The following is a 25,774-nucleotide window of genomic DNA, read 5'->3' as shown; positions in this document are numbered from 1 at the left end:
AGTCGCAAGTCGCCGGAGAAGATGTAACGCCATGCTACACAAACAGCTGATTCAGGAACCGCTGTTATAACTCCAACATCGTCATAACAAGGAAGGTCTTTCGATGAGTACGTCACCGAGCAACCACACAATCAGCAACGATAGCCCCGATCGCGCCCTGCTCGTGATCGATATCCAGAATGACTTCACCCCCGGCGGCGCCCTGGAGGTGCCCCGCGGCGACGAGATCGTGCCGCTGGTCAACCAGATCGCCGTGAATTTCCGCACTGTGGTCCAGGCTCAGGACTGGCATCCCGCCGGGCATATCTCCTTCGCTTCCAGCCATCCCGGCAAGAACCCCTACGACATCATCGAACTGCCCTACGGCCCCCAGGTGCTTTGGCCGGATCACTGCGTGCAGGGCAGCCAGGGTGCCGAATTCCACCCCAAGGTAGACCTGCCCCACGCCCAGTTGATCGTGCGCAAGGGCGGCAACCCGCTGGTAGACAGCTACTCGGCCTTCTTTGAAGCCGACCAGAAGACCACCACCGGCCTCGCCGGCTACCTGCGTGAAAAAGCGGTCACCAGCGTCTACGTGGTGGGCCTTGCCCTCGATTTCTGCGTGGCCTGGACTGCCCTGCACGCACGGCGCGAACGCTTCACCACCTATGTAGTGCTGGACGCCTGCCGCGCCATCGACAAAGACGGCTCGCTGGAAAATGCAATGAGCAAGATGCAGCACGCCGGGGTGAATTTCATCAAGTCCGGGCAGTTGCTCGACAAAGGCTGAAAACTCGTCGGTCAGAAGCCGGCGCCACAGCCGTGGCGCCGTGCCGAGAGTTACCGCATAATCCTGCCCACCCCAATTTTCGAGGAGTTGCGGGGTCGGCCCGGAAAGCTCCGACGACCCTTGACGTTCAATGGCTTACATTCTCTACGGCATCAAAGCCTGCGACACGATGAAGAAAGCGCGTACCTGGCTCGAGGAAAAAGCCATCGGCTACGACTTCCACGACTACAAGACCCAGGGCATCGACCGTGACAGCCTGAACCGCTGGTGCGACGAACACGGTTGGGAAAAGATCCTCAACCGCGCCGGCACCACATTCCGCAAGCTCGACGACGCGCAAAAGGCCGGCCTTGACCAGGCCAAGGCCGTCGAGCTGATGCTCGCCCAGCCGTCGATGATCAAGCGCCCGGTCCTCGACCTCGGCGACAAGACCCTGGTGGGTTTCAAACCGGATCTGTACGCGGCCGCCCTGCAGTGAGCCGCCCGTTGTCAATCCATTTCAGTACGAGGTAACCGCATGTCCACCACTCTGTTCAGCCTGGCCTTCGGTGTCGGCACCCAGAACCGCCAGGGCACCTGGCTGGAAGTCTTCTACGCTCAGCCCCTGCTCAACCCGTCCAGCGAGCTGGTCGCGGCCATCACCCCGATCCTCGGCTACGAAGGCGGCAACCAGGCGATCGCCTTCAGCCCGGCCCAGGCCGCCCAGCTCGCCGACGCGGTCAAGGGCGTGGATGCCATCCAGCACGCACTGCTGACCCGCCTGGCCGAAAGCCACAAGCCACTGGTCGCCACCCTGCTCGCCGAAGACGGTGCGCTGACCTCCACCCCCGAGGCCTACCTCAAGCTGCACCTGCTGTCGCACCGCCTGGTCAAGCCGCACGGTGTTTCCCTGGCCGGCATCTTCCCACTGCTGCCGAACGTGGCCTGGACCAACCAGGGCGCCATCGACCTGGCCGAACTGGCCGAGCAGCAATTGGAAGCACGCCTGAAGGGCGAGCTGCTGGAAGTGTTCTCGGTGGACAAGTTCCCGAAGATGACCGACTACGTGGTCCCGAGCGGCGTGCGTATCGCCGACACCGCCCGTGTGCGCCTGGGCGCCTACATCGGCGAAGGCACCACCATCATGCACGAAGGCTTCGTCAACTTTAACGCTGGCACCGAAGGCCCGGGCATGATCGAAGGCCGCGTCTCGGCCGGCGTGTTCGTCGGCAAGGGCTCGGACCTGGGCGGCGGCTGCTCGACCATGGGCACCCTGTCCGGTGGCGGCAACATCGTCATCAAGGTTGGTGAAGGGTGCCTGATCGGCGCCAACGCCGGTATCGGTATCCCCCTGGGCGACCGCAACACCGTCGAAGCCGGCCTGTACATCACCGCTGGCACCAAGGTGAACCTGCTCGACGAGCACAATGAGCTGGTCAAGGTGGTCAAGGCCCGTGACCTGGCCGGCCAGACCGACCTGCTGTTCCGCCGCAACTCGCTCAACGGTGCGGTGGAGTGCAAGACCCACAAGTCGGCCATCGAGCTGAACGAGGCGCTGCACGCGCACAACTGAGGACTTTGCAGGCCGCTGCAAGAGCGGGCTTGCCCGCGATCAGCGGACGCTCGGTGCTTGAGATGTTAAGATCGGGTCTGGCACTACGCCAGACCCGATTTTCATTCCAGGCCCCGCGATCATGTTCCAGCCCTCCCCCTGGCGTGCCGACTTTCCCGCCATCACCGCCCTGCAACGGCAGCGTCAGACCTACCTGGACAGCGCCGCCACAACGCAGAAACCCCAGGCCCTGCTTGACGCCCTGAGCCACTACTACAGCCATGGTGCAGCCAATGTGCACCGCGCCCAGCACCTGCCCGGTGCGCTGGCGACCCAGGCATTCGAGACCAGCCGCGACAAGGTTGCCACCTGGCTCAACGCCGTTGACTCCCGGCAGATCATCTTCACCCACGGCGCCACCTCGGCGCTCAACCTGCTGGCCTACGGTCTGGAGCATGGCTTCGAAGCCGGCGACGAAATCGCCGTCAGCGCACTGGAGCACCACGCCAACCTGCTGCCCTGGCAACAATTGGCGCAGCGCCGCAATCTGCGTCTGGTGGTGCTGCCGCTGGACGAGCATGGCCGGATCGACCTCGAGCACGCCTTGCAACTGATCGGGCCGCGCACACGCCTGGTCGCGCTGAGCCAGTTGTCCAACGTGCTCGGCACCTGGCAGCCATTGCCTGCGCTGCTTGCTCATGCCCGCGCCCAAGGCGCTTTGAGCGTGGTCGATGGCGCCCAGGGCGTGGTTCATGGCCGCCACGACGTGCAGCAATTGGGCTGCGATTTCTACGTGTTTTCCAGCCACAAGTTGTATGGCCCGGACGGGGTTGGCGCGCTCTATGGCCGCACAGAGGCCTTGGCACGGCTGCGACACTGGCAGTTCGGCGGTGAGATGGTGCAACTGGCCGACTACCATGAGTCAAGCTTTCGTCCCGCGCCACTGGGCTTCGAGGCGGGTACGCCGCCGATCGCCAGCGTGATCGGCCTGGGCGCGACCCTCGACTACCTCGCCAGCCTCGATCCCGCGGCCGTGGCGGCCCACGAAACCAGCCTGCACCAGCACCTGGTGCGCGGCCTGGCCGACCGCGAAGGCGTGCGCATACTCGGCACCCCACAGAGCGCACTGGCCAGCTTCGTCATCGACGGCGTGCACAACGCCGATATCGCCCACCTGCTGACCGAACAAGGGATCGCAGTGCGCGCCGGGCACCATTGCGCCATGCCATTGCTCAAGGGGCTTGGGCTGGAAGGCGCGATCCGCGTTTCGCTGGGGCTGTACAACGACAGCGACGACCTGCAGCGCTTCTTCGATGCGCTCGACCAGGGTCTGGAGCTGCTGCGGTGAGCCTGCCCGAAGCAGCCCAGCAGGCGCTGGACACCTTCACCCAGGCAAAAGGCTGGGAGCAGCGTGCGCGCCTGTTGATGCAGATGGGTGATCGCCTGGAGCCACTGGACGAGTCTGACAAGACCGACGCCAACCGCGTGCATGGCTGTGAAAGCCTGGTCTGGCTGGTGGCTGTGCAGGTCGACGGACAGTGGCGCTTCAAGGCAACCAGCGATGCCCGGCTGCTGCGCGGCCTGCTGGCGTTGCTGCTGGTGCGGGTGCAGGGGCTGGGCAGCGACGATCTGGCCGGGCTGGACCTGCGCGAGTGGTTTACGCAACTTGGACTGGAGCGACAGCTTTCGCCCTCACGCAGCAATGGGCTGCATGCGGTGTTGCTACAGATGGCGGAGTTGGTAACCAGCCCTTGAGTCGAAAGCGCCTGCTTGGCGCTTATTGCGCCTTGACCCGCTCCGACGGCCGCCGCGCGCCAGCCACCAGCTTCTCCACGGCCTTGCTCACGGCCACCATGCCGAAGGTCGCGGTCACCATCATCACCGCGCCGAAGCCCCCCGAACAATCCAGGCGCACGCCTTCCCCCACGAAGCTCTTCTGCAGGCACACACTGCCATCCCCCTTGGGGTAGCGCAGTTGTTCGCTGGAGAACACGCAAGGCACACCATAATTGCGGCTGACATTGCGCGAGAAGTTGTAGTCCCGGCGCAAGGTGGAACGTACCCGCGACGCCAGTGGGTCGTTGAAGGTCTTGTTGAGGTCGCCAATCTGGATCTGGGTCGGATCGATCTGTCCGCCCGCCCCCCCGGTGGTGACAATCGCAATCTTGCGCCGCCGGCACCAGGCGATCAGCGCGGCCTTGGCCTGCACGCTGTCGATGCAATCGATCACACAATCCAGCGACTCGGTGATGTATTCGAGCATGGTGTCACGGGTGACGAAGTCAGCTACCGCATGCACGGTGCAGGCCGGATTGATCGCGCGCAGGCGCTCGGCCATGACCTCGACCTTCGAGCGCCCCACCTGCCCCTCCAGCGCATGGGCCTGGCGATTGGTGTTGCTGACGCAGACATCGTCCAGATCGAACAGGCTGATTTCGCCCACGCCACTGCGCGCCAGGGCTTCTGCCGCCCAGGAACCCACACCGCCAATGCCGACGACCGCCACGTGGGCCTGGCGCAGACGTTGCAGGCCGTCATCGCCGTACAGCCGGGCGACACCGGCAAAGCGTGGATCTTCTGTGCTCATGTTCATACCCCGAAAAAACCGGCGCGCATTATATGCCATGCGGACACGCCGGTGAGGGCTTGTCGACATGATGCTCCTCTTCGCGCAGCGCGCGTTCATTAGGAAACAGCCTACCAATCCTGCTTTAATGTCTTATCAAACAAGCAGATCTGGACGACAACAGAGCGGGATCCACGGCGCTCGCTTCCCGCTCCCTTCCTCGGAAACTGAATCACCTATGTCATCACGCAAATTCGGTCTCAACCTGGTGGTGGTGCTGGCCATTGCCGCGCTGTTCACCGGCTTCTGGGCGCTGATCAACCGCCCGGTATCGGCCCCAGCCTGGCCAGAGCAGATCTCCGGTTTCTCCTATTCGCCCTTCCGCCTCGGTGAAAGCCCGCAAAAAGGCCAGTACCCCAGCGAAGACGAGATGCGCCAGGACCTGGAGCAACTCAGCAAGCTCACCGACAACATCCGCATCTACACCGTTGAAGGCACCCAGGCGGAGATTCCGCACCTGGCCGAGGAGCTGGGCCTGCGCGTGACCCTGGGCATCTGGATCAGTACGGATCTGGAGCGCAACGAGCGCGAGATCGAAAAAGCCATCGGTTTGGCCAACAGCTCGCGCAGCGTGGTGCGTGTGGTGGTAGGCAACGAAGCCCTGTTCCGGGAAGAAATCACGCCAGAGGCACTGATCAAATACCTGGATCGGGTGCGGGCCGCAGTCAAAGTACCTGTGACCACCAGTGAGCAATGGCACATCTGGAAAGAGCACCCGGAACTCGCCAAGCACGTCGACCTGATCGCCGCGCACATCCTGCCTTACTGGGAGTTCGTGCCGGTGGGCGATTCGATCCAGTTCGTGCTCGACCGGGCCCGCGACCTCAAGCGCCAGTTCCCGCGCAAACCCTTGCTGCTGTCGGAAGTGGGCTGGCCGAGCAATGGCCGCATGCGCGGCGGCGCCGATGCGACCCAGGCCGACCAGGCGATCTACCTGCGCACCCTGGTCAACACCTTGAACCGCCGCGGCTTCAACTACTTCGTGATCGAAGCCTACGACCAGCCCTGGAAAGCCAGCGACGAAGGCTCAGTGGGCGCGTACTGGGGCGTATTCAACGCCGAACGCCAGCAGAAATTCAACTTCGAAGGGCCAGTGGTGGCCATTCCACAATGGCGAGCCCTGGCCGTGGCTTCGGTGGTGCTGGCGATGATCGCACTGACCGTGCTGCTGATCGACGGCTCGGCGCTGCGCCAACGCGGACGCACCTTCCTGACCTTCATCACTTTCCTCTGCGGATCGGTGCTGGTGTGGATCGCCTACGACTACAGCCAGCAGTACAGCACCTGGTTCAGCCTGACCGTAGGCTTGCTTCTGGCCCTCGGCGCCATCGGTGTGTTCATCGTCTTGCTCACCGAGGCCCACGAGCTGGCCGAGGCTGTATGGATTCACAAGCGAAGACGCGAATTCCTCCCGGTGCAAGGCGACAGCGCCTACCGACCCAAGGTCTCGGTGCACGTGCCGTGCTACAACGAGCCACCGGAGATGGTGAAACAGACCCTCGATGCCCTCGCCGCCCTGGACTATCCCGACTACGAAGTGCTGGTGATCGACAACAACACCAAGGACCCGGCCGTGTGGGAGCCGCTCAAGGCCCACTGCGAGAAGCTCGGCGAGCGCTTCAGGTTCTTCCATGTGGCCCCGCTGGCAGGCTTCAAGGGGGGTGCACTGAACTACCTGATCCCGCACACCGCCAAGGATGCCGAAGTGATCGCGGTGATCGACTCGGACTACTGCGTCGACCCTAATTGGCTCAAGCACATGGTGCCGCACTTCGCCGATCCGAAGATCGCCGTGGTGCAGTCGCCGCAGGACTACCGCGACCAGCACGAAAGCGCCTTCAAGAAGCTGTGCTACAGCGAATACAAGGGCTTCTTCCACATTGGCATGGTCACCCGTAACGACCGTGACGCAATCATTCAGCACGGCACCATGACCATGACTCGACGCAGCGTGCTCGAAGAGCTGGGTTGGGCCGAATGGTGCATCTGCGAGGATGCCGAGCTGGGCCTGCGGGTATTCGAGAAGGGCCTGTCGGCCGCCTATGCCCACAACAGCTACGGCAAGGGCCTGATGCCAGACACCTTCATCGACTTCAAGAAACAGCGCTTCCGCTGGGCCTATGGTGCGATCCAGATCATCAAGCACCACGCCGGCGCCCTGCTGCGCGGCAAGAACAGCGAGCTGACTCGTGGCCAGCGCTACCACTTCCTGGCCGGCTGGCTGCCATGGATCGCCGATGGCATGAACATTTTCTTCACCGTCGGTGCACTGTTGTGGTCGGCGGCGATGATCATCGTGCCGCATCGCGTCGATCCACCGCTGATGATCTTTGCCATCCCGCCGCTGGCGCTGTTCTTCTTCAAGGTCGGCAAGATCGTGTTCCTCTATCGCCGTGCGGTGGGAGTCAACATGAAGGACGCCTTCGCCGCCGCCCTGGCGGGACTGGCGTTGTCGCACACCATCGCCAAGGCGGTGCTGTACGGCTTTTTCACCAGCAGCATGCCGTTCTTCCGCACCCCGAAGAACGCCGACAGCCATGGCGTGCTGGTGGCGATCTCCGAGGCGCGCGAAGAGCTGTTCATCATGTTGCTGCTGTGGAGCGCGGCAGCCGGGATCTACCTGGTGCAGGGGCTGCCCAGCTCCGACATGCGCTTCTGGGTAGCGATGCTGCTGGTGCAGTCGCTGCCGTACCTGGCGGCGTTGGTGATGGCGTTGCTGTCGTCGCTGCCCAAGCCTGGAGAAAAGGCCGCCGAACCGCAGCAGGCCTGATGTAGCCGGGCTGCTTCGCAGCCCATTCGCCGCTGCGACTTGCCGGCGAATGGGCCGTGAAGCCTGAAATCATTTGATATAAGATAACGCCCCTCAGATTTCCCGCCTTGCCTTGCCCCGGAGTCCCCCATGACGGCCCCAGCCGAGCTCTCGCCTACCCTTCAACTGGCCTGCGACCTGATCCGTCGCCCCTCGGTGACGCCGGTCGATGCCGACTGCCAGACCCTGATGATGAACCGCCTGGGTGCCATCGGCTTCCAGCTCGAGCCGATGCGCTTCGAGGACGTCGACAACTTCTGGGCCACCCATGGCAACCAGGACGGTCCGGTGCTGTGCTTCGCCGGTCACACCGACGTGGTGCCCACCGGCCCCGTGCAGCAATGGCAGCATGAGCCTTTCGACGCGCTGATCGACGCCGACGGCATGCTCTGCGGCCGCGGCGCTGCCGACATGAAGGGCAGCCTGGCCTCGATGGTCATCGCCAGCGAGCGCTTCGTGAACGATCACCCCGACCACCGCGGCAAGATTGCCTTCCTCATCACCAGCGACGAGGAAGGTCCGGCGCATCACGGCACCAAGGCCGTGGTGGAGTTGCTCAAGGCCCGCAACGAGCGCCTGGACTGGTGCATCGTCGGCGAGCCGTCGAGCACCACGCTGCTCGGGGACGTGGTCAAGAACGGCCGTCGCGGCTCGCTCGGCGCCAAGCTGACCGTGCGCGGCAAGCAGGGCCACGTGGCCTACCCGCACCTGGCCCGCAACCCGATCCACCTGGCCGCGCCGGCCCTGGCGGAACTGGCTGCCGAGCACTGGGACGAGGGCAATGCCTTCTTCCCGCCGACCAGCTTCCAGATCTCCAACCTCAACTCCGGCACCGGCGCCACCAACGTGGTCCCGGGCGACCTGGTCGCGCTGTTCAACTTCCGCTTCTCCACCGAGTCGACTGTCGAAGGCCTGCAACAGCGGGTGGCGGCAATCCTCGACAAGCACCAGCTGGACTGGTCGATCGACTGGGCGCTGTCGGGCCTGCCGTTCCTCACCGAACCGGGTGAACTGCTCGATGCGGTGTCATCGAGCATCAAGGCCGTCACCGGTCGCGACACCCAGCCGTCCACCAGCGGCGGCACCTCCGATGGCCGTTTCATTGCCACCCTGGGCACCCAGGTGGTCGAACTGGGCCCGGTCAACGCCACCATCCACCAGGTGGACGAGCGTATCCTGGCCAGCGACCTGGACCTGCTGACCGAAATCTATTACCAGACCCTGGTGCGGTTGCTCGCCTGATGCTTGCCTGCCCCCTCTGCCAGGCGCCCCTGACGCAGCTCGACAACGGTGTGGCCTGCCCTGCCGGCCACCGCTTCGACCGCGCCCGCCAGGGCTACCTGAACCTGCTGCCGGTGCAGCACAAGAACAGCCGCGACCCGGGCGACAACCAGGCCATGGTCGAGGCTCGTCGCGACTTCCTCGACGCCGGTCACTACGCCCCGGTGGCCGCGCGCCTGGCGCAACTGGCCGCAGCACGCCAGCCCAGCGCCTGGCTCGATATCGGCTGCGGCGAGGGTTACTACACCGCGCAGATCGCCCAGGCGCTGCCTACGGCAAACGGCTATGCCCTGGACATCTCCCGCGAGGCGGTCAAGCGGGCCTGCCGCCGCGCACCGCAGTTGACCTGGATGGTCGCCAGCATGGCTCGCGTGCCGATGGCGGACGCCAGCTGCAACTTCATCGCCAGTGTCTTCAGCCCGCTGGATTGGGCCGAAGCCAAGCGCCTGCTCGCCCCGGGTGGCGGCCTGATGCGGGTCGGACCGACCAGCGGCCACCTGATGGAGCTGCGCCAGATGCTCTACGATGAAGTGCGCTACTACGCCGACGATAAGCACCTGGCCTTGGTCCCCGACGGCATGCAGCACGCCCACGGCGAGGTGCTCGAGTTCACCCTGACACTGAGCGAGGCCAAAGCCCGCGCGGACCTGCTGGCCATGACCCCGCACGGCTGGCGCGCCAGCGCCGAGAAACGTGCCCGCGTGATCGAGCAGCCTGAGCCGTTCGACGTCACGGTTTCCATGCGTTATGACTATTTCGTGCGCCAAGACTGAGCACACCCGGAGCCCTGAAATGCGCCAACCCGATATCGAGATCTACCTCAAGGACGCCGACGTCGATCACAAGCAGATCGCCGACTGGCTGACCCAGGCCCTGGGCCCATGCAGCGAATGGAAACAGAAAGGCCAGACCTTCAAGTGCACAGCCGGTAACATTCCGGTCACTTGGTTACCCAAGGCTGTAGGGAAATGGAACAGCCTGTACCTGGAAAGCGATCAGACACCGTGGGCCGATGACGTTGCTTGCGCCCGTGCCGCCTTCGCTGCGCTCGAGGTCGAAGTGCGCTGCGCGCCGGGCAGTTGGGTCGAGGAAGATGGTGAAGAGGATGCCGATCGCTGGATCCGCATCAGCGCCGACGGTGAAGAGGAAATCACCTGGCGCACCAGCTGAAAAAGCTCGCATCAGGCTGCAAGTTCCACGGACAACCTGCAGCTTGAAGCGTGCCGACTACGTGTCAGAGACCGACCACGTCCTCTGCCTGCAGGCCTTTCTGGCCCTGCACCAGGGAGTACTCCACCTGCTGTCCCTCGACCAGGGTACGATGCCCCTCACCGCGGATCGCACGATAGTGGACGAACACATCCGCTCCCCCGTCGCGCTGAATGAAGCCAAAACCCTTGGCATCGTTGAACCACTTCACATTCCCAGTCTCACGAGACGACATCTGAAACACTCCGGATTTTTATTTTGAAGATCGCCTTGCAGGCACAGGGTCTCCTCCCTGTGCCGACACTGCTTGAGGAAATTTCCTGCAAGGTGCGGACCGAGTATATGACAGAGAACAAAAAAAATTGATGACGGGTCTGTGGATGGACGATTTTTGCTGAACTTATGCAGATACAGCAGCCTAACTTGCTGGTATATCACCTGATACATTTTCCAGGGCAAACACCCCATGACCCGTTCCCCCCTGCGCCGCCTAATCTTCGGCGCCCTGCGTCGCGTGCTCTACCTGTGGGTGCGCTCCGAAACCATCAACCAGTCCTCGCTGACGCTCAAGCTCGACCGCAGCCGCCCGGTGTTCTATGCCCTGCCCTCGCCGTCGCTCACTGATCTGGCGGTGGTCGACCGCGAGTGCACCAAGGCGGGGCTGCCACGCCCCATACTGCCCGTTGCCGTCGGACCGCTGCACGAACCTGCGGCGTTCTTCTACCTCACGCCAGACCCGGACTGGCTAGGCCGCCAGGACAAACGCGGCGCGCCCCCCACCCTGGAGCGCCTGATCGAGGCGATCGGCGAGCATGCCGAAGAGGATGCGCAGATCATTCCGGTCAGCGTGTTCTGGGGGCAGACCCCGGCCAGCGAATCCAGCCCGTGGAAACTGTTGTTCGCCGACAGCTGGGCGGTCACCGGTCGTCTGCGCCGCCTGCTCAGTGTCTTGATCCTTGGTCGCAAGACCCGCGTGCAGTTCTCCGCGCCGATCCACTTGCGTGAACTGGTGCAGCAAAACAAGGGCCAGGAACGCACCGTGCGCATGGCCCAACGCCTGCTTCGCGTGCATTTTCGCAACCTGAAGACCGCGGTGATCGGGCCGGACATCTCGCACCGGCGCAACCTGGTCAAAGGCCTGGTCCATGACCCGCTGGTGCGCCAGGCGATCAGCGATGAGGCCGAGCGCGAGAAGATCCCCTACGCCAAGGCCGAGGCCAAGGCGCTGCACTACGGCAACGAGATCGCCTCGGACTACACCTACACCGCGATCCGCTTCCTGGAAGTGGTGCTGAGTTGGTTCTGGAACAAGATCTACGACGGCATCAAGGTCAACCACATCGAGCAGGTGCAAGGCATCGCACCGGGCCACGAGGTGATCTACGTGCCGTGCCATCGCAGCCACATCGACTACTTGCTGCTGTCGTACCTGTTGTTCCGCAATGGCCTGACGCCGCCGCACATCGCTGCCGGCATCAACCTCAACATGCCGGTGATCGGCGGTCTGTTGCGCCGCGGCGGTGCGTTCTTCATGCGCCGGACGTTCAAGGGCAACCCGCTGTACACCGCGGTGTTCAATGAGTACCTGCACACCTTGTTCACCAAGGGTTTCCCGGTGGAGTACTTCGTCGAGGGCGGACGCTCGCGCACCGGGCGCATGCTGCAGCCACGCCCGGGCATGCTGGCGATCACCCTGCGCAGCTTCCTGCGTTCCTCGCGCACGCCGATCGTCTTCGTGCCGGTCTACATCGGCTATGAACGCGTGCTCGAAGGCCGTACCTACCTGGGTGAGCTTCGCGGTGCGAGCAAGAAGAAAGAGTCGATCTTCGACATCTTCAAGGTCATCGGCGCCCTCAAGCAGCGCTTCGGCCAGGTCTACGTCAACTTCGGCGAACCGATCCGCCTGGGCGCGTTTTTGGACCAGCAGCAACCAGGCTGGCGCGAGCAAGACCTTGCCCCGCAGTTCCGCCCGGCCTGGCTCAACGACACCACCACACGCCTGGGCCAGACGGTCGCCCAGCACCTGAACGGGGCGGCAGCCATCAACCCGGTCAACCTGGTGGCCCTGGCGCTGCTCTCGACCAGCCGCCTGGCCCTCGACGAACGCGCCCTGGTTCGCGTGCTCGACCTCTACCTGGCCCTGTTGCGCCAAGTGCCCTATTCGAGCCACGTGACCTTGCCCGAAGGTGACGGCAAGGCGCTGATCGAACATGTCAGGGGCATGGAGTTGCTGGCCGAACAGAAGGACGCCCTCGGGCGCATCCTCTATCTGGACGAAGCCAATGCGGTGCTGATGACCTATTACCGCAACAACGTCCTGCACATCTTCGCCCTGCCGGCGCTGCTGGCAAGCTTCTTCCTCAGCAGCTCGCGGATGAGTCGCGAACTTGTGGGGCAATATGTCCAGGCGCTGTACCCCTACCTGCAGGCCGAACTGTTCTTGCGCTGGACACCGGAGCAACTCGACGAGGCCATCGACCAATGGCTGGGCGCGCTGGTCGGGCAAGGCCTGCTGCGCTTCGAGAACGGCGTGTACCTGCGTCCGGCGCCGAGCTCGCGCCAGTTCGTGCTTCTCACTCTGCTGGCCCGCGCCATCACCCAGACGCTACAGCGTTTCTACATGGCCACCTCGCTGCTGCTCAACAGTGGCCAGCACAGCCTGAACGCCGAGGAACTGGAAGACCTGTGCGTGATGATGGCCCAGCGCCTGTCGATCCTGCATGGGCTCAATGCCCCGGAGTTCTTCGACAAGACCCTGTTCCGCCACTTCATCCAGACCCTGGTGCACGAAGGCGTGCTGCTGCCGGATGGCAATGGCAAGCTTGGCTACCACGACAAACTCGCCGAGCTGGCCGAAGGCGTCGCCAAGCGGGTGCTGTCGGCGGAGCTGCGCTTGTCGATCCGACAGGTGGCGCTGCATAGGGACGACACCGCAGAACAGGCTATCGTCTGATCCAGAGTTGGCCTTTTCGCAGGCAAGCCCCCCTGCAAAACTTTGTGGGAGCGGGCTTGCCCGCGAAAAGGCCGGCGCGGCAAATGTTCCGAGCAGCGTGCCGAGCACCGGACAGATTTCCTTCCCCACCCGCCATTGCGCTAAAGTCCCAGTGGTCGGCCACAAGCCCACGCCAAGGACTGCGGAGATTCCATGAAAAAACTTCTTACGCTGTGCTGCGCCACCCTGCTCACAGCCTGCTCCAGCCATACCACGCCGCACCAGGCCAGTCTGGAAGGCGAAGTCTTCTACCTGCAGCGCATTGCCCTGCCGCCTGCAGCCACGCTCAGCGTGAGCCTGCAGGACGTCTCGCTGATGGACGCCCCGGCGGTCACCCTCGCCAGCCAGTCCGGGCCGGTCAAGGGCAACGTGCCACTGCCGTTCCAGCTCAGCTACGATCCGGCCAAGGTCCAGCCGGGCCATCGCTACGCCGTCAGCGCCCGCATCGAACTCGATGGCAAGCTGCTGTTCATCAACACCGAACACCACGGCGTCCGACTCGACGGCAGCGACCCGCAACCTGTGCGGATCAAGGTCGATCAAGTACGTTGATCCCGCTTCATTTCTGCCCATAAGGAAGTCTTCATGATTCGCTCCTCCTTGCGCTTCACCACCCTGTGCGCCGGCCTGCTGCTGTCGGCCAGCGCCCTGGCCCTGTCGCTTGGCGACCTGTCCCAGAGCGACGCCTCCGCCGGCCTCAAGGACGCTCTGACTCAGGGCGCGCAGATCGCCGTCAAACAGCTGAGCACCCCCGGCGGCTTCAACAACAACCCGGACGTGCGCATCGAACTGCCCGGCAACCTGGGCAAGGCCGCCAAGGCGATGAAGATGTTTGGCAAGGGCGATCAGGTCGACGCCCTGGAAACCAGCATGAACAAGGCCGCCGAAGCTGCCGTGCCACAAGCCCAGGCGATTCTCGTGGATGCGGTGAAAAAGATGACCGTGACCGACGCCAAGGGCATCCTCAGCGGTGGCCAGGATTCGGCCACCCAGTACCTGAACAAGAGCAGCCGCGAGCAGATTCGCGCCAAGTTCCTGCCCATCGTCAAGCAGGCCACCGACAAGGTCGGCCTGGCCCAGCAGTACAACAGCTTCGCCGGCCAGGCCAAGGGGCTGGGCCTGATCAAGGATGACGCCAATATCGAGAACTACGTGACCGAAAAGGCCCTGGACGGGCTGTTCGAGATGATTGCCAAGCAAGAACAGAGTATCCGCCAGAACCCGGCACAGGCCGCGACGAGCCTGGCCAAGAAAGTGTTCGGCGCACTCTGATTCGCCCACCGCAACTGCCTGAAAGTGCATCGCGGGCAAACACCCGCGATGCAACCCCGGCCCAGGCCCATGGGCTCCGCCAGAACGACCGCCCAGCGGTTTTGCGCAAAAGATCCCCCGAGCGGCACTTGCACGATCTGCACGCTGCTGCTTGAATCCAATTCGTCAGTCTTCATGTGACTCATCGGTCACTCATGGAGTCCAAGACGCCTTTTGCCGGCCACCCAAGGTCTCGATGCCCTGGGGCACGGCAGATCGCCCGCCAACAACAATACCCGTCGACCCGCGCAACCGGGATCGGCACTGGGCCCCCCGGTTTCACTTCAAGGCGAATGCCTACCTGTCATATAGGACGTGCACCCTAGGGTTCTGCGCAGCCATTTCGAGCGATCGATACGACTGGGCAGGCCACTAGATGACGCGAGTGCCCTTTTTGCGCCAGGAGTCGATGACATGAGGCCAGAAATCGCTGTACTTGATATCCAAGGTCAGTACCGGGTTTACACGGAGTTCTATCGCGGGGAAACGGCAGAGAAGACGATCGTCCTGATCAACGGCTCGCTGGCCACCACGGCGTCTTTTGCCCAGACGGTGCGCAATCTGTATCCGCAATTCAACGTGGTGCTCTACGACCAGCCCTATGCCGGCAAGTCCAAGCCACACAACCGCCAGGAACGTCTGCTGACGAAAGAGACCGAGGCGCATATTCTGCTGGAGCTGGTCGAGCACTTCCGTGCCGATCACGTGATGTCGTTCTCCTGGGGCGGCGCGTGCACGCTGCTGGCACTGGCGCACCAGCCACGCCTGGTGAAGAAGGCGATCGTCAGTTCGTTCTCGCCGGTGATCAACGATCCGATGCGCGACTACCTCGAGCGCGGCTGCCAGTACTTGTCCGCCTGCGACCGCTATCAGGTCGGCAACCTGGTCAACGACACCATCGGCAAGTACCTGCCGTCGCTGTTCAAGCGCTTCAACTACCGTCACGTGAGCAGCCTGGACAGCCACGAGTACGCACAGATGCACTTCCACATCAACCAGGTGCTGGATCATGATCTTGAGCGGGCATTGAAGGCAGCGCGCAATATCGACATCCCGGTGCTGTTCATCAACGGCGAGCGTGACGAGTACACCACCGTCGAGGATGCCCGGCAGTTCAGTCGCCATGTGGGCAAGAGCCAGTTCAGCGTGATTCGCGATGCCGGCCACTTCCTGGACATGGAACACAAGACCGCCTGCGAGGACACCCGCAGCGCGATACTTGGTTTCCTCAAGCCGGCACGCGAGCCTCGCCAACGCTACACCTACGTGCAGGGGCAGCATGCGCTGGCCATCTGAGCGGCCCGGCGACCTGTGACCGTCAGCCGCCGGCTCAGGTCGTCGACAGGCTTTTTTACAACCCTGGGCTTCTCATGAGGCTTGGGTTCTGGTAAAAAGTCGCGCTGCGAAGCGGGTATAGTTTAGTGGCAAAACGAAAGCTTCCCAAGCTTTAGTTGAGGGTTCGATTCCCTCTACCCGCTCCAGATTCCTCGCCTGAAACCCCTGGTTTCAGCGCCCGTAAAAAGAGCCGTCGGCTCTTTTTTCGTTTCTGCATCTTCCATTGATCTGGCCCATGGCCACTCCCTTGCCGATTGGCTTGAATGCGCAGCCGGATTTCGCTTGCAAGCGAGACGGCTTCGGGTGCATATCGCCTACTCTACCCAGAGACATTTCCAAGGGACTGCCCATGTTTCTTTCCCGCTGGTTGCCCGGCCTGGCCAACCTTCTGCACTACCGTCGCGAGTGGTTCCACGCCGACCTGCAGGCGGGTCTGTCGGTGGCAGCGATCCAGATCCCGATCGCCATTGCCTACGCGCAGATCGTCGGCCTGCCACCGCAGTACGGTCTGTATGCCTGCGTGCTACCGATGATGGTCTACGCCCTGATCGGCAGTTCGCGGCAATTGATGGTCGGCCCCGATGCCGCTACCTGCGCGATGATCGCCGGGGCCGTGGCGCCCTTGGCGATGGGCGACCCACAGCGCATCGCCGAGCTGTCGGTCATTGTCACGGTGCTGGTCGGAGTAATGCTGATCGCGGCGGGTCTGGCCCGCGCCGGGTTCATCGCCAGCTTCTTCTCGCGGCCGATCCTGATCGGCTACCTCAACGGCATCGGCCTGAGCCTGATCGCCGGGCAACTCTCCAAAGTGGTTGGCTTCAGCATCGAAGGTGACGGTTTCATCCTCAGCCTGATCAATTTCCTCGAGCGCCTGGGTGAGATCCACTGGCTGACCCTGGCCATCGGGCTCGGCGGCCTGGCCCTGCTGATCTGGCTGCCAAGGCGCTACCCGAGGCTGCCCGCCGCCCTGGTCACGGTGGCGGTGTTCACCGTGCTCGCAGGGCTGTTCGGTCTCGATCGCTTCGGTGTGGCGATCCTCGGTCCGGTGCCTGCGGGCATCCCGGAGCTGGCCTGGCCACAGAGCAACCTGGCCGAAACCAAGAGCCTGCTGCGCGATGCCCTGGGTATCGCCACGGTCAGCTTCTGCAGCGCGATGCTCACCGCGCGCAGTTTCGCCGCGCGGCATGGCTACGCGATCAATGCCAACCACGAGTTCGTCGCCCTGGGCGTAAGCAATCTCGCCGCCGGCATCTCCCAAGGCTTCGCCATCAGCGGAGCGGACTCGCGCACCGCGGTCAACGACATGGTCGGCGGCAAGAGCCAGTTGGTGGGCATCATCGCCGCGCTGGTGATCGCGCTGATCCTGCTGTTCTTCACCGCACCCATGGCCTGGATCCCCCAGGCCGCTCTCGGTGCCGTTTTATTGATGGCCGGCTGGGGCCTGATCGACGTGAAGTCGCTGGGCAAGATCCGTCGTCTGAGCCGCTTCGAGTTCTGGCTGTGCCTGCTGACTACCATCGGCGTGCTCGGCCTGGGCGTGCTGCCGGGCATCGTCTTCGCCGTGACCCTGGCCATCCTGCGCCTGCTCTACACCATCTACCAACCCACCGACGCCGTGCTCGGCTGGGTACCGGGCATCGAAGGCCAGGTCGACGTACGCCAGCACCAGGACGCACGCACCGTACCGGGCCTGGTGGTGTACCGCTTCGATGACGCGATCCTGTTCTTCAACGCCGATTACTTCAAGATGCGCTTGCTCGAAGCCCTGCAGCGCGAGCCTGAACCCAAGGCTGTGCTGTTCGATGCCGAGGCCGTGACCAGCATCGATGTCAGCGGCATCGCCGCCCTGCGCGAAGTGCGCGACACCTTGCAAGCACAAGGCGTGCACTTCGCCATCGCCCGCGCCCGTGGCACCTTCCTGCGCATGCTGGTGCGCTCGGGGATGGCGCGGGAGATGGAAGACACGCTGCTGTTCGGCTCGGTCCGCGCAGGAATCCGCGCCTATCGGGTGTGGCGTAACCGGGAGCGCAGCGCAGAGCCAAAAGCGTGATCAGTATCCCAGCTTCTTCAGCAACTGAGCTTCGACCGGCACCTGCGTACGCCCGTAGAAACGCAGCAGTTCCCCGGCCCGGTTGGTGAAGATGCCATCCACTCCCGCCTTCATCGCCTTGTCGAAATCCACCCGGTCATCGAGGGTATACACATGCACCAGCAGCCCGCGCTCGTGGCTGGCCTGGTTCATCCACGGCTGGATCAGGTCGGCATAGCTCTGCTCGCCCAGGTTGCTGCGCACCGCAGACGGGCCTGTGCCGATGGCACCACCGGCCTTCGCCGCATCGAGCCAGCGCAGGAATTCTTCACGATCCTTGGGTTCCTGGCGGGCGTAGAACGCCGCCTTGTCGTGCTCGCCGGAGTCGGCAAAATCCTTGCCCGACTTGGGCTCGATGCTGCCCTTGCCAATCCACAGCAGCAGGATCTTCGGCACTTGCGGCATCTGTTGGTGCAGCAGCGCCAGGCTGTTGCGATCAAAGGTCTGCAGGATCACCCGCCCCGGCTTGTCGAGCCAGCCACGGGCCTGGAGTTTTTCCTTGAGCTGCTGCTCGATGCCAGGAAACTGCTTGGGCACCTTGGTCTCGATGTACAGCCCCGGATGACGCTCGGGATTGCCTTCGGCGATATCGATCACTTCGTCGAGGGTCAGGATCTGCAGCTTGCCGAACGAATCGCGGGCTCGGTCCGGATAGGCCCTGTTGAACCAGCTACCAGCGTCGAGCGACTTCAGCTCAGCCAGGGTGAAGTCGCTGACCGGGCTTTTCGCCCGCTCGGGGAAGCGCTCGGCGACATCGCTGGTGCGCGCCAGCACGTCGTCATGCACCACCACCAGATGGTTGTCTCTCGTACGCTGCAGGTCGAGCTCCAGATAGTCGGCGCCCAATTCACGGGCCAGCAGGTAGGCCGCAGTGGTCGATTCGGGAGCATCGAAGGAGGCGCCGCGGTGGGCGATCACCGCCGGGTGGGGAACACCCTGGGCCTTGGCCAGGGAGGGGCCATCACTGGCGCCAGCGGTCACGGCAGACAGAAACAGAGCCAGGCCCACGGCAGGAAGTACAGGTATACGCATTCATCGATCCTCTTGAGCCGCGCCTGCTGAGGATGCTGCGCGGCTGGTTCCTTGGAGATGCAAGCCTCTCACAGCTTCGATGACATGCTAAAGTCCCCCGCGTTCACCCCTGCCCCCGGATACGCGATGCCCTCTCTCGATTCCCAGCTGGCCCAGTGGCCCGACCTCAACGACCGCTCCCCCTGTACCGCCCTGCTGGTCGGGAATGGCGCCAGCCGGGTCCTGTGGAAGCCGTTCGGCTACTTCTCGCTGTTCGAACAGGCGCAGCGCGCCGGTCGCAAGACCGGCCTGGCAATCAGCGACCAGGCGCTGTTCAAGTCGCTGGGCACCGAACTGTTCGAGCCGGTGCTGAGCACCCTGAATACCACGGTGCGCGCCAACGCGGCCCTGGCGATCAACGCCACCGCACCGCTGAACCGCTACTATTCGATCAAGGAAGCGCTGATCCACGCGACCCGGACCGTGCACCCACCGCACGCACTGCTGTCGAGCGCGACCTTGGCCTCGATCAACGCCGCACTGCGCCAATACCGCAACGTCTACACCAGCAACTACGACCTGATCCTGCCATGGGCCATCGAACATGCCCCGCAAGGTTTCGCACCGCTGTTCGATGATGAAGGTTTCTTCGACGTGCGCCGCCCCCGCGGCGAAGGCACGCGGGTGCTGCATCTGCACGGGGGTATGCACCTGCTCAAGCTGCCAGACGGCAGCACGCGCCAACGCAGCGCCAAGGGCAGCGAGTTGCTCGACGGCTTCGCCGTGAACATTCCTGGCGAGGTGCCGTTGTTCATCAACGAAGGCCGCAGCGAACAGAAGCTGCAGGCGATTCGTCACTCCGACTACCTGTCCTGGAGCCTCGGCCAACTGGCCCGGGAAAACGAGGGCCTGTGCCTGTTCGGGCAACATCTGGACAGCAGCGACCACCACCTGCTGCACGCCATTCACCAGGCTCGTCCCAAACATTTGAGCATCGCCATCCGCCCTCTCAACGAAGCCTCGATTCTCAACCAGAAACAGCACTTCACCGACCGCTTCGCCGACATTCCAGACACCTCACTGCATTTTTTCGATGCTTCCAGCCACCCCCTGGGTGCCGCGGAGCTGGCGCTGCCCGTGCCACTGGCCCAGGCCCGGCGTCACTGAGAATTCATGCGAGACAATCTGGCAAATGTAAATAATTCTCGATAAGATCCGCACCCTTTCCTTCCCAGGCCAGCCCGGAAAGCGTGCATGCAGCGCCTCAAGCCCGACCCAGCCACCCAGGACACCTGCCGCGGTTTCTATGCCGAGATCCTGCATTTCCTGCGCAAGCGCATGGACAATGCCAGCGATGCCGCCGACATGACCCAGGATGTATTTACCCAGTGGCTGGGCTACCGCGACCGCGCCAAGGTCGAGCAACCCCGCGCCTTCCTGTTCCAGATGGCGCGCAATCTGCTCAGTGACCACTGGCGGCGGCAGAAGGTGCGCCACGCCGCGCTCGAAACAGAGGCCAGCGACGAGGCTGCAGCCGACAACGACCCGCTCGACCACGCCCAACAGGCGCAACGCCTCGAACAATTGCGCGAAGTGCTCGCCCAACTCTCGCCGCGGCGGCGAGAAGCCCTTATGCTGCACCGCTTCGAAGGCCTGACCCAGGCGCAGATCGCCGAACGCATGGACATTTCCGTAAGCATGGTCGAGAAGCACATCGCCGCCGCCCTGCTGCAATGCAAGCAACGGCTGGACAGTGACAATGGCAGGGAGCAGCCGTAATGAACCATATCGACGACATCGACCAGCGGCCGATCGACGCTCAGGCGGCCAGTTGGTTCACGCGCAACCGCAATACGCCGTCGCGTGAGGAACGCAAGGCCTTCGCCCTGTGGATCCAGCACCCGGAGCATGCGCGCGCCTATCGCCAGTTCGAACAGCTGTGGGACGACCTGGCGGCGCTCAAGCAGGCCAGCCAGCCCATCGCCCTGCCGGTTCGTCGGGCGCCGCGCTGGCGTCCGGCCCTGGCGGTGGCTGCGGCGCTGCTGTGCGCGGTGCTGGCCAGCAACCTGGGCAGCACCGCCGCACCGATGCACCAGAGCCTGGCGGCCAGCAACAGCATGCGCACCTTGCGCCTGCCTGATGGCAGCCAGTTGTTCGTCAACGCCCAGACCCGCCTGCGCCTGGATTTCACCGCCGAACAACGCTTGATCCGCCTCGAACACGGCCAGCTGTATATCGAAGTGGCACCCGACAAGGAGCGCCCGCTGTTCGTCGATGCCGGCAGTGCCCGCGTGCGCGTGGTCGGCACCGGCTTCGACCTGCGCCGTGGCGACCGCGAGCTGGCTCTGAGCGTGGCCCACGGCCAGGTTGCCTTCGAGACTTCGGGCGAACATCAGCCTGCGCTGTTGCTCGGCGCCGGACAGCGCGTCACCTACGATCCGGCGCGCGGCACACTGGTGCGCCAGGAGCTCGGTGAACAACCGGTGGCCGACTGGCGCGATGGCCACGTGAGCTTTCGCAACCGTGAACTGGCGAGCCTGATCGACGAACTGAGCCTGTACCGCCAGCAACCGGTTTTGCTCGCCGACCCGAGCCTGGGCCGCTACAAGGTTTCAGGCAACCTCGATGTGCACGATCCTGATGCTCTGCTCACCGCCCTGCCCGCGTTGCTCCCGGTAAAAACCACCTTGCTCGGCGATGGTCGCCTGCGCATCGAGCATCGCTCGAAATAAATTTGAGAATTTTTATCATTCGCAGGTGAGGGTTTTTCCCAACGCCGCGTCTTCCTCCCCGCCTGCCGCGTGAACGGCGGGCTTTTTTCCGGCCATTTGCCGTTTGGGGGAATCCATGTTGCCTGCGTTGCGTCCTTTGAAAGCCTTGCCCACTCGTCCCACCCTGCTCGCCCTGTGCCTGGCCATCAGCCTGGGCGCCGAAGCCGCGCCGCAGCAGTTCGACCTGCCCGCCCAACCGCTGGCGCGCTCGCTGAGCCAACTGGCGCAACAGGCCAAGGTCCAGCTGCTGTTCGACGAAGCCCTCCTGCACGACGCCCAGGCCCCGGCCCTGCAGGGCGCCTTCGAGGCGCAGGATGCGATCGCCCGCCTGCTTGCCGGCAGCCGCTTCAGCATGGTGCGCATGGGCAACACCTATGTGGTGCGGCTCAACGAGGAGCAGCCACAGGCCGACAACAGCATCCAGCTCGGCGCCATGAGCATCGTCGGCGACGGCCAGCAGATCGGACCGCAGAACGTCGGACGCTCGACCCTCAACCAGGAACAGATCGACCGCTACCAGCCCAGCAACATTCCCAGCGTGCTCGCCACCCTGCCAGGCGTGAACATGGGCGGCTCAGCCAAGCCGGGCGGGCAGACCATCAACATCTGGGGCCTGGGCGACGCCGAAGACGTGCCGATGACCGTCGACGGCGCCACCAAGAGCGGCTTCGAACGCTACCAGCAAGGCACGGTGTTCATCGAGCCGGAACTGATCAAGCACATCGAGGTGGAAAAAGGCCCGCACTCGGTCAAGACCGGCAATGGCGGTTTCGGCGGCAGCGTCAACATGACCACCAAGGACGCCGGCGACCTGCTCCAGGAAGGCCGCAACAGCGGCGCCATGATCAAGTACGGCTACGCCAGCAACGACCACCAGCAGGTGTACAGCTCGGCGCTGTTCGGCCGCACCGAGGATGGCCGCTTCGACGGCCTGGCCTACCTGACCAAGCGCGATGGCGGCGACATGAAGCTGGCCAGCAACATCCCCGACCCGGAAGGCCGCTACCCGATCAACCCGACGCGCCTGCCTAACAGCGCCCTGGACCTGGACGGCGGGCTGTTCAAGGGCAATGTGCACTTCAACGAAGAACACAGCCTGGGCTTCTCCTGGTCGCGCTCGCAAAGCGAACGCTGGGCACCGTTCTCGTCCACCGCCTACCCCACGCCACCTACCGCGGCCGACATCAAGAAGTACGGCTACGAAGCTGCGCTCAAGCGCTTCCTGGCCAACCGCACCACCACCGACACCACCTGGTCGACCACCTACACCTATCAGCCGATCGACAACCGTTGGGTCGACCTGGAGGTGAAGTACTCCGACTCCGACACCAAGCAGACCGACGAACGCCTGGCCACGGCGTTCTTCCAGCCGGCTACCGGCGGGCGCAAGATGGACACCGAGTACCGCGATCGCATGCTCGCCATGACCAACACCAGCCTGTTCGAGACCGGCGCGCTGGAGCACGCACTGACTGCCGGTGTGCAAGTGCGCCGCCACGACCGCGACACGCAGATGTGGATGCCCGGCGGCATCTACGACACGCCGCGCTACAACTACGGTCACTACCAGCCTTACTTCATGCCCAGCGGCAAGGTGCAGAGCCAGGGTTACTACTTGCAGGACGCCATCACCCTGGGTGAAGTGACCATCACCCCGTCGCTGCGCTACGACCAGGTGACCAACGAGGGCAAGCCCAACGATGCCCCGCTGTACAACAACCCGGCCGCTGGCCACGACTACAGCGACAAGACCTACAGCGGCTGGTCGCCGCGTCTGTCGGTGTTCTGGAAGGTCACACCCAACACTGCCCTGTTCGCTGACTACAGCAAGACCTGGCGGGCGCCTGTGCTGGACGAGCAGTACGAAGTCCAGGGCAGCGGCAGCCGCACCGCCACCAGCCGCAACCTGGACCCGGAACGCATCACCGCCCTGCGCGTGGGCAGCGTGTTCGACTTCGACAACCTCGTGCTGGCCAACGACAGCGCCCAGGTGCGCACCACATTGTTTCGCAATCACATCGAAGACGAGATCTTCAAGGCGACCGGCATCGGTTGCCCGCAACAGCTGGTCACCGGCGGCACCATCGCCAACACCTGTGGCGGCGGGCTGATGTCCAACTACCGCAACATTGGTGATGTGGTGATCAAGGGCTTCGAGGTCGAGAGCTTCTACGATTCGACCTACCTGTTCGGCTCGGCGTCGTTCTCCTGGATCACCGGCCGTCACCAGGGCGCCTACACCAACCCCTGGGGCCCGGACGTGTGGGCCAAGGATATTCCTGCGCCGAAATGGATCACCACACTGGGCGTGAAGATCCCCGCCTGGGATGCGCGGATCGGCTGGACCGCGCAGTTCGTGCGCCAGACCGATCGCCTGCCCAGCGACAAGTACTACAACGGCCCGGCTAGCGTGCTGGGTGACCGCTACTACGATCAGTTTGCCAACAGCCGTTACCAGATCCACGGCCTGTTCGCCAACTGGAAGCCGCAGCAGGCCTATCTGAAAGGCACTGAGGTCAACTTCACCGTGGACAACCTGTTCAACAAGGCCATCCGGCCTGAACTGTCGGGGGAGAATGCCTTGGTGCAGGGGCGCAACGCCAAGATCAGCGTGACGCGGTTCTTCTGATTGTTGCCAGTCGCGGTGGAGGCGAGCTTGTCGGGACGCCGAACCACCGCGAACATTGGCGGTGTGCTTTTCGCGGGCAAGCCCGCTCCCACAGGGCCTGCCAGTACTCAGCCGGTAATGAGCCCATCCGCCCGCAACAGGCTCTCCAGGCAATGCTCCTGCACTCCATAGAAAGCCTTGAGCTGGGCGATCTTCTCCAGCAGCGCGCTGTTATCCGCCGCCTGCCTGCGCTTGACCGCCAGGATCATCTTGTTCTTGTTGGTGTGCTCCAACGAAATGAACTCGAACACCTTGGTCTCGTAGCCACAGGCTTCCAGGTACAACGCGCGCAGGCTGTCGGTGAGCATCTCGGCCTGCTGACCCAGGTGCAGGCCGTATTGCAGCATCGGCTGCAACAGCCCTGGGCTGTGCAGTTGCGGGCGGATCTGCTTGTGGCAGCACGGTGAGCACATGATGATCGATGCGCCGCAGCGGATACCGGTATGGATGGCGTAGTCGGTGGCGATGTCGCAGGCGTGCAGCGCGATCATCACCTCGATGGCATCGGGCACCACGCTGCGCACATCGCCGCACTGGAACTCCAGGCCAGGATGCTCCAGCCGCGCCGCGGCAGCGTTGCACAGTTCGACCATGTCGGGGCGTAATTCCACGCCGGTCACTTGCGCCTCGCGCCCGAGGGAATTGCGCAGGTAGTCGTGCATGGCGAAGGTCAGGTAGCCCTTGCCCGAACCGAAGTCGGCGACGCGCAGCAACTGGTCCGCCGCCAGCGGCGCGCTGCCCAGGGCATGCTCGAAGACCTCGATGAACTTGTTGATCTGCTTCCACTTGCGCGACATCGAAGGAATCAGCGCACCTTGGGCGTCGGTCACGCCCAGATCGCGCAGAAATGGCCGCGACAGTTCCAGGTAGCGTTTCTTCTCGCGATCATGCCCGCTCGCCGCAGCCTCACGCGGCACCTGGGTGCTGTGACGCTGCAACAGCGGCTTGCCCTTCTTGCTGAACCCCAGTTGCACCTCGCCTTCGGCGGTGAACAGGTGGGCATTGCGAAAGCTCTCCGGCAGCAATTCGGCGACCAGGGCCTGGGCCTGATCCCGCGGCAGGTTGCGGGTGATGTCGCGGGTCTGGTGACGGTAGACCAGCGACAGGCAGGGCTGGCCCTTGATCTGTACAGGCTTGGCGATGATCCGCTGCAGGCTCTGGTCGGCACCGACATGGCGCGCCAGGACCAGCTTGGTCAGGGTTTCGCTCTGCAGGGCATCGCCCAGCAAGGTCAGGAACTGGGCGCGGGCGTCCGCCGCGGGGGTGGAGGAAGACATGGGAAGGGGTGCCTCAAGATGCGCAATGGCGGGCATTCTACAGGTTTGCAGGCTTGAGTGGCTGTGCGGGCCCCATCGTCGGCCTGCACCGCCAC

22 protein-coding genes and 1 tRNA gene are annotated in these 25,774 nt (G+C 63.8%); 19 read left to right on the top strand and 4 right to left on the bottom strand.

Annotated features, from left to right (window positions below; genetic code table 11):
- The first annotated feature begins 103 nt into the window (after positions 1-103).
- From pncA to HU748_RS00955, 5 genes are all read left to right on the top strand, one after another.
- Positions 104-769 carry a bifunctional nicotinamidase/pyrazinamidase gene (gene pncA, locus HU748_RS00975; protein ID WP_186667243.1) on the top strand — a complete coding sequence of 222 codons (666 nt, stop codon included), beginning with the start codon at positions 104-106 and terminating at the stop codon, positions 767-769.
- Positions 770-899: 130 nt separating this feature from the next.
- Positions 900-1,247 (top strand): ArsC family reductase, encoded by a 348-nt coding sequence (locus tag HU748_RS00970; protein ID WP_186667244.1) that lies wholly within the window; start codon positions 900-902, stop codon positions 1,245-1,247.
- 39 nt (positions 1,248-1,286) lie between these two features.
- Positions 1,287-2,321, top strand: a complete 1,035-nt coding sequence (dapD, locus tag HU748_RS00965) for a 2,3,4,5-tetrahydropyridine-2,6-dicarboxylate N-succinyltransferase (protein ID WP_186709269.1) — start codon at positions 1,287-1,289, stop codon at positions 2,319-2,321.
- Positions 2,322-2,442: 121 nt separating this feature from the next.
- Positions 2,443-3,648: a cysteine desulfurase gene (locus tag HU748_RS00960; RefSeq protein WP_186718844.1), complete on the top strand. Its 1,206-nt coding sequence runs from the start codon at positions 2,443-2,445 to the stop codon at positions 3,646-3,648.
- Entirely contained in the window at positions 3,645-4,055 is a 411-nt protein-coding gene (locus tag HU748_RS00955; RefSeq protein ID WP_186667247.1) for a SufE family protein, read from the top strand. The genes HU748_RS00960 and HU748_RS00955 overlap by 4 nt, the downstream gene beginning before the upstream one ends.
- 22 nt (positions 4,056-4,077) lie before the next feature.
- On the opposite strand, the gene tcdA is transcribed toward HU748_RS00955, so the two are convergent.
- Positions 4,078-4,887 (bottom strand): tRNA cyclic N6-threonylcarbamoyladenosine(37) synthase TcdA, encoded by an 810-nt coding sequence (tcdA, locus tag HU748_RS00950; protein ID WP_065862293.1) that lies wholly within the window; start codon positions 4,885-4,887, stop codon positions 4,078-4,080.
- Between the two features lie 217 nt (positions 4,888-5,104).
- On the opposite strand from tcdA, the gene HU748_RS00945 reads away from it, so the two are divergent.
- The 4 genes from HU748_RS00945 to HU748_RS00930 all read left to right on the top strand — a co-directional run bounded on the left by HU748_RS00945 (position 5,105) and on the right by HU748_RS00930 (position 10,186).
- Positions 5,105-7,696: a glycosyltransferase gene (locus tag HU748_RS00945; RefSeq protein ID WP_186667248.1), complete on the top strand. Its 2,592-nt coding sequence runs from the start codon at positions 5,105-5,107 to the stop codon at positions 7,694-7,696.
- A gap of 129 nt (positions 7,697-7,825) precedes the next feature.
- The gene (gene dapE / locus HU748_RS00940; RefSeq protein WP_186718843.1) at positions 7,826-8,977 is read left to right on the top strand and encodes a succinyl-diaminopimelate desuccinylase; all 1,152 of its coding nucleotides are present in this window, start codon (positions 7,826-7,828) and stop codon (positions 8,975-8,977) included.
- The gene (locus HU748_RS00935; RefSeq protein ID WP_186718837.1) at positions 8,977-9,789 is read left to right on the top strand and encodes a putative RNA methyltransferase; all 813 of its coding nucleotides are present in this window, start codon (positions 8,977-8,979) and stop codon (positions 9,787-9,789) included. Before dapE ends, HU748_RS00935 begins: the two co-directional genes overlap by 1 nt.
- 19 nt (positions 9,790-9,808) lie before the next feature.
- On the top strand, positions 9,809-10,186 hold the full coding sequence (locus HU748_RS00930; RefSeq protein WP_186667251.1) for a hypothetical protein: 378 nt from the start codon (positions 9,809-9,811) through the stop codon (positions 10,184-10,186).
- A 64-nt stretch (positions 10,187-10,250) separates the two neighbouring features.
- Here HU748_RS00930 and HU748_RS00925 read toward each other — a convergent pair whose 3' ends face one another.
- Positions 10,251-10,460 carry a cold-shock protein gene (locus HU748_RS00925; RefSeq protein WP_065862298.1) on the bottom strand — a complete coding sequence of 70 codons (210 nt, stop codon included), beginning with the start codon at positions 10,458-10,460 and terminating at the stop codon, positions 10,251-10,253.
- Between the two features lie 231 nt (positions 10,461-10,691).
- Between HU748_RS00925 and plsB the strand changes: the two genes are divergently transcribed.
- The 6 genes from plsB to HU748_RS00895 all read left to right on the top strand — a co-directional run bounded on the left by plsB (position 10,692) and on the right by HU748_RS00895 (position 17,913).
- The gene (gene plsB, locus HU748_RS00920; protein WP_186709280.1) at positions 10,692-13,178 is read left to right on the top strand and encodes a glycerol-3-phosphate 1-O-acyltransferase PlsB; all 2,487 of its coding nucleotides are present in this window, start codon (positions 10,692-10,694) and stop codon (positions 13,176-13,178) included.
- A 192-nt stretch (positions 13,179-13,370) separates the two neighbouring features.
- Entirely contained in the window at positions 13,371-13,769 is a 399-nt protein-coding gene (locus HU748_RS00915; RefSeq protein ID WP_186718836.1) for a YbaY family lipoprotein, read from the top strand.
- Between the two features lie 33 nt (positions 13,770-13,802).
- Positions 13,803-14,489, top strand: coding sequence for a DUF4197 domain-containing protein (locus HU748_RS00910; protein WP_186667254.1), 687 nt, complete (start codon positions 13,803-13,805; stop codon positions 14,487-14,489).
- Between the two features lie 453 nt (positions 14,490-14,942).
- Entirely contained in the window at positions 14,943-15,824 is an 882-nt protein-coding gene (locus tag HU748_RS00905; RefSeq protein WP_186718835.1) for an alpha/beta hydrolase, read from the top strand.
- A gap of 111 nt (positions 15,825-15,935) precedes the next feature.
- Positions 15,936-16,009: transfer RNA gene (locus HU748_RS00900), tRNA-Gly, on the top strand.
- A gap of 203 nt (positions 16,010-16,212) precedes the next feature.
- Entirely contained in the window at positions 16,213-17,913 is a 1,701-nt protein-coding gene (locus tag HU748_RS00895) for a SulP family inorganic anion transporter (RefSeq protein ID WP_186667256.1), read from the top strand.
- Here HU748_RS00895 and HU748_RS00890 read toward each other — a convergent pair whose 3' ends face one another.
- The gene (locus tag HU748_RS00890) at positions 17,914-18,984 is read right to left on the bottom strand and encodes a glycerophosphodiester phosphodiesterase (RefSeq protein ID WP_186718834.1); all 1,071 of its coding nucleotides are present in this window, start codon (positions 18,982-18,984) and stop codon (positions 17,914-17,916) included.
- Between the two features lie 126 nt (positions 18,985-19,110).
- Here HU748_RS00890 and HU748_RS00885 point away from each other — a divergent pair, with 126 nt between their 5' ends.
- The 4 genes from HU748_RS00885 (at position 19,111) to HU748_RS00870 (ending at position 24,363) form a co-directional block, all read left to right on the top strand.
- A complete protein-coding gene (locus HU748_RS00885; protein WP_186718833.1) occupies positions 19,111-20,130 on the top strand; it encodes a DUF4917 family protein in 1,020 nt (339 codons plus the stop codon).
- Positions 20,131-20,217: 87 nt separating this feature from the next.
- Positions 20,218-20,742 carry a sigma-70 family RNA polymerase sigma factor gene (locus tag HU748_RS00880; protein ID WP_186718832.1) on the top strand — a complete coding sequence of 175 codons (525 nt, stop codon included), beginning with the start codon at positions 20,218-20,220 and terminating at the stop codon, positions 20,740-20,742.
- Positions 20,742-21,695, top strand: coding sequence for a FecR domain-containing protein (locus tag HU748_RS00875; RefSeq protein WP_186667260.1), 954 nt, complete (start codon positions 20,742-20,744; stop codon positions 21,693-21,695). Before HU748_RS00880 ends, HU748_RS00875 begins: the two co-directional genes overlap by 1 nt.
- A 115-nt stretch (positions 21,696-21,810) precedes the next feature.
- On the top strand, positions 21,811-24,363 hold the full coding sequence (locus tag HU748_RS00870; protein WP_186718831.1) for a TonB-dependent receptor: 2,553 nt from the start codon (positions 21,811-21,813) through the stop codon (positions 24,361-24,363).
- 107 nt (positions 24,364-24,470) lie between these two features.
- Here HU748_RS00870 and HU748_RS00865 read toward each other — a convergent pair whose 3' ends face one another.
- Positions 24,471-25,679 carry an SAM-dependent methyltransferase gene (locus HU748_RS00865; RefSeq protein WP_186718829.1) on the bottom strand — a complete coding sequence of 403 codons (1,209 nt, stop codon included), beginning with the start codon at positions 25,677-25,679 and terminating at the stop codon, positions 24,471-24,473.
- Positions 25,680-25,774 lie beyond the last annotated feature (95 nt).

It is taken from the genome of Pseudomonas sp. RW3S2 (genome assembly GCF_014268955.1).
GTDB classification, from domain to species: Bacteria; Pseudomonadota; Gammaproteobacteria; order Pseudomonadales; family Pseudomonadaceae; genus Aquipseudomonas; species Aquipseudomonas wayambapalatensis.
Note: the sequence above shows the minus strand (reverse complement) of the source record. Positions and strands in the feature narration are given on the sequence as shown.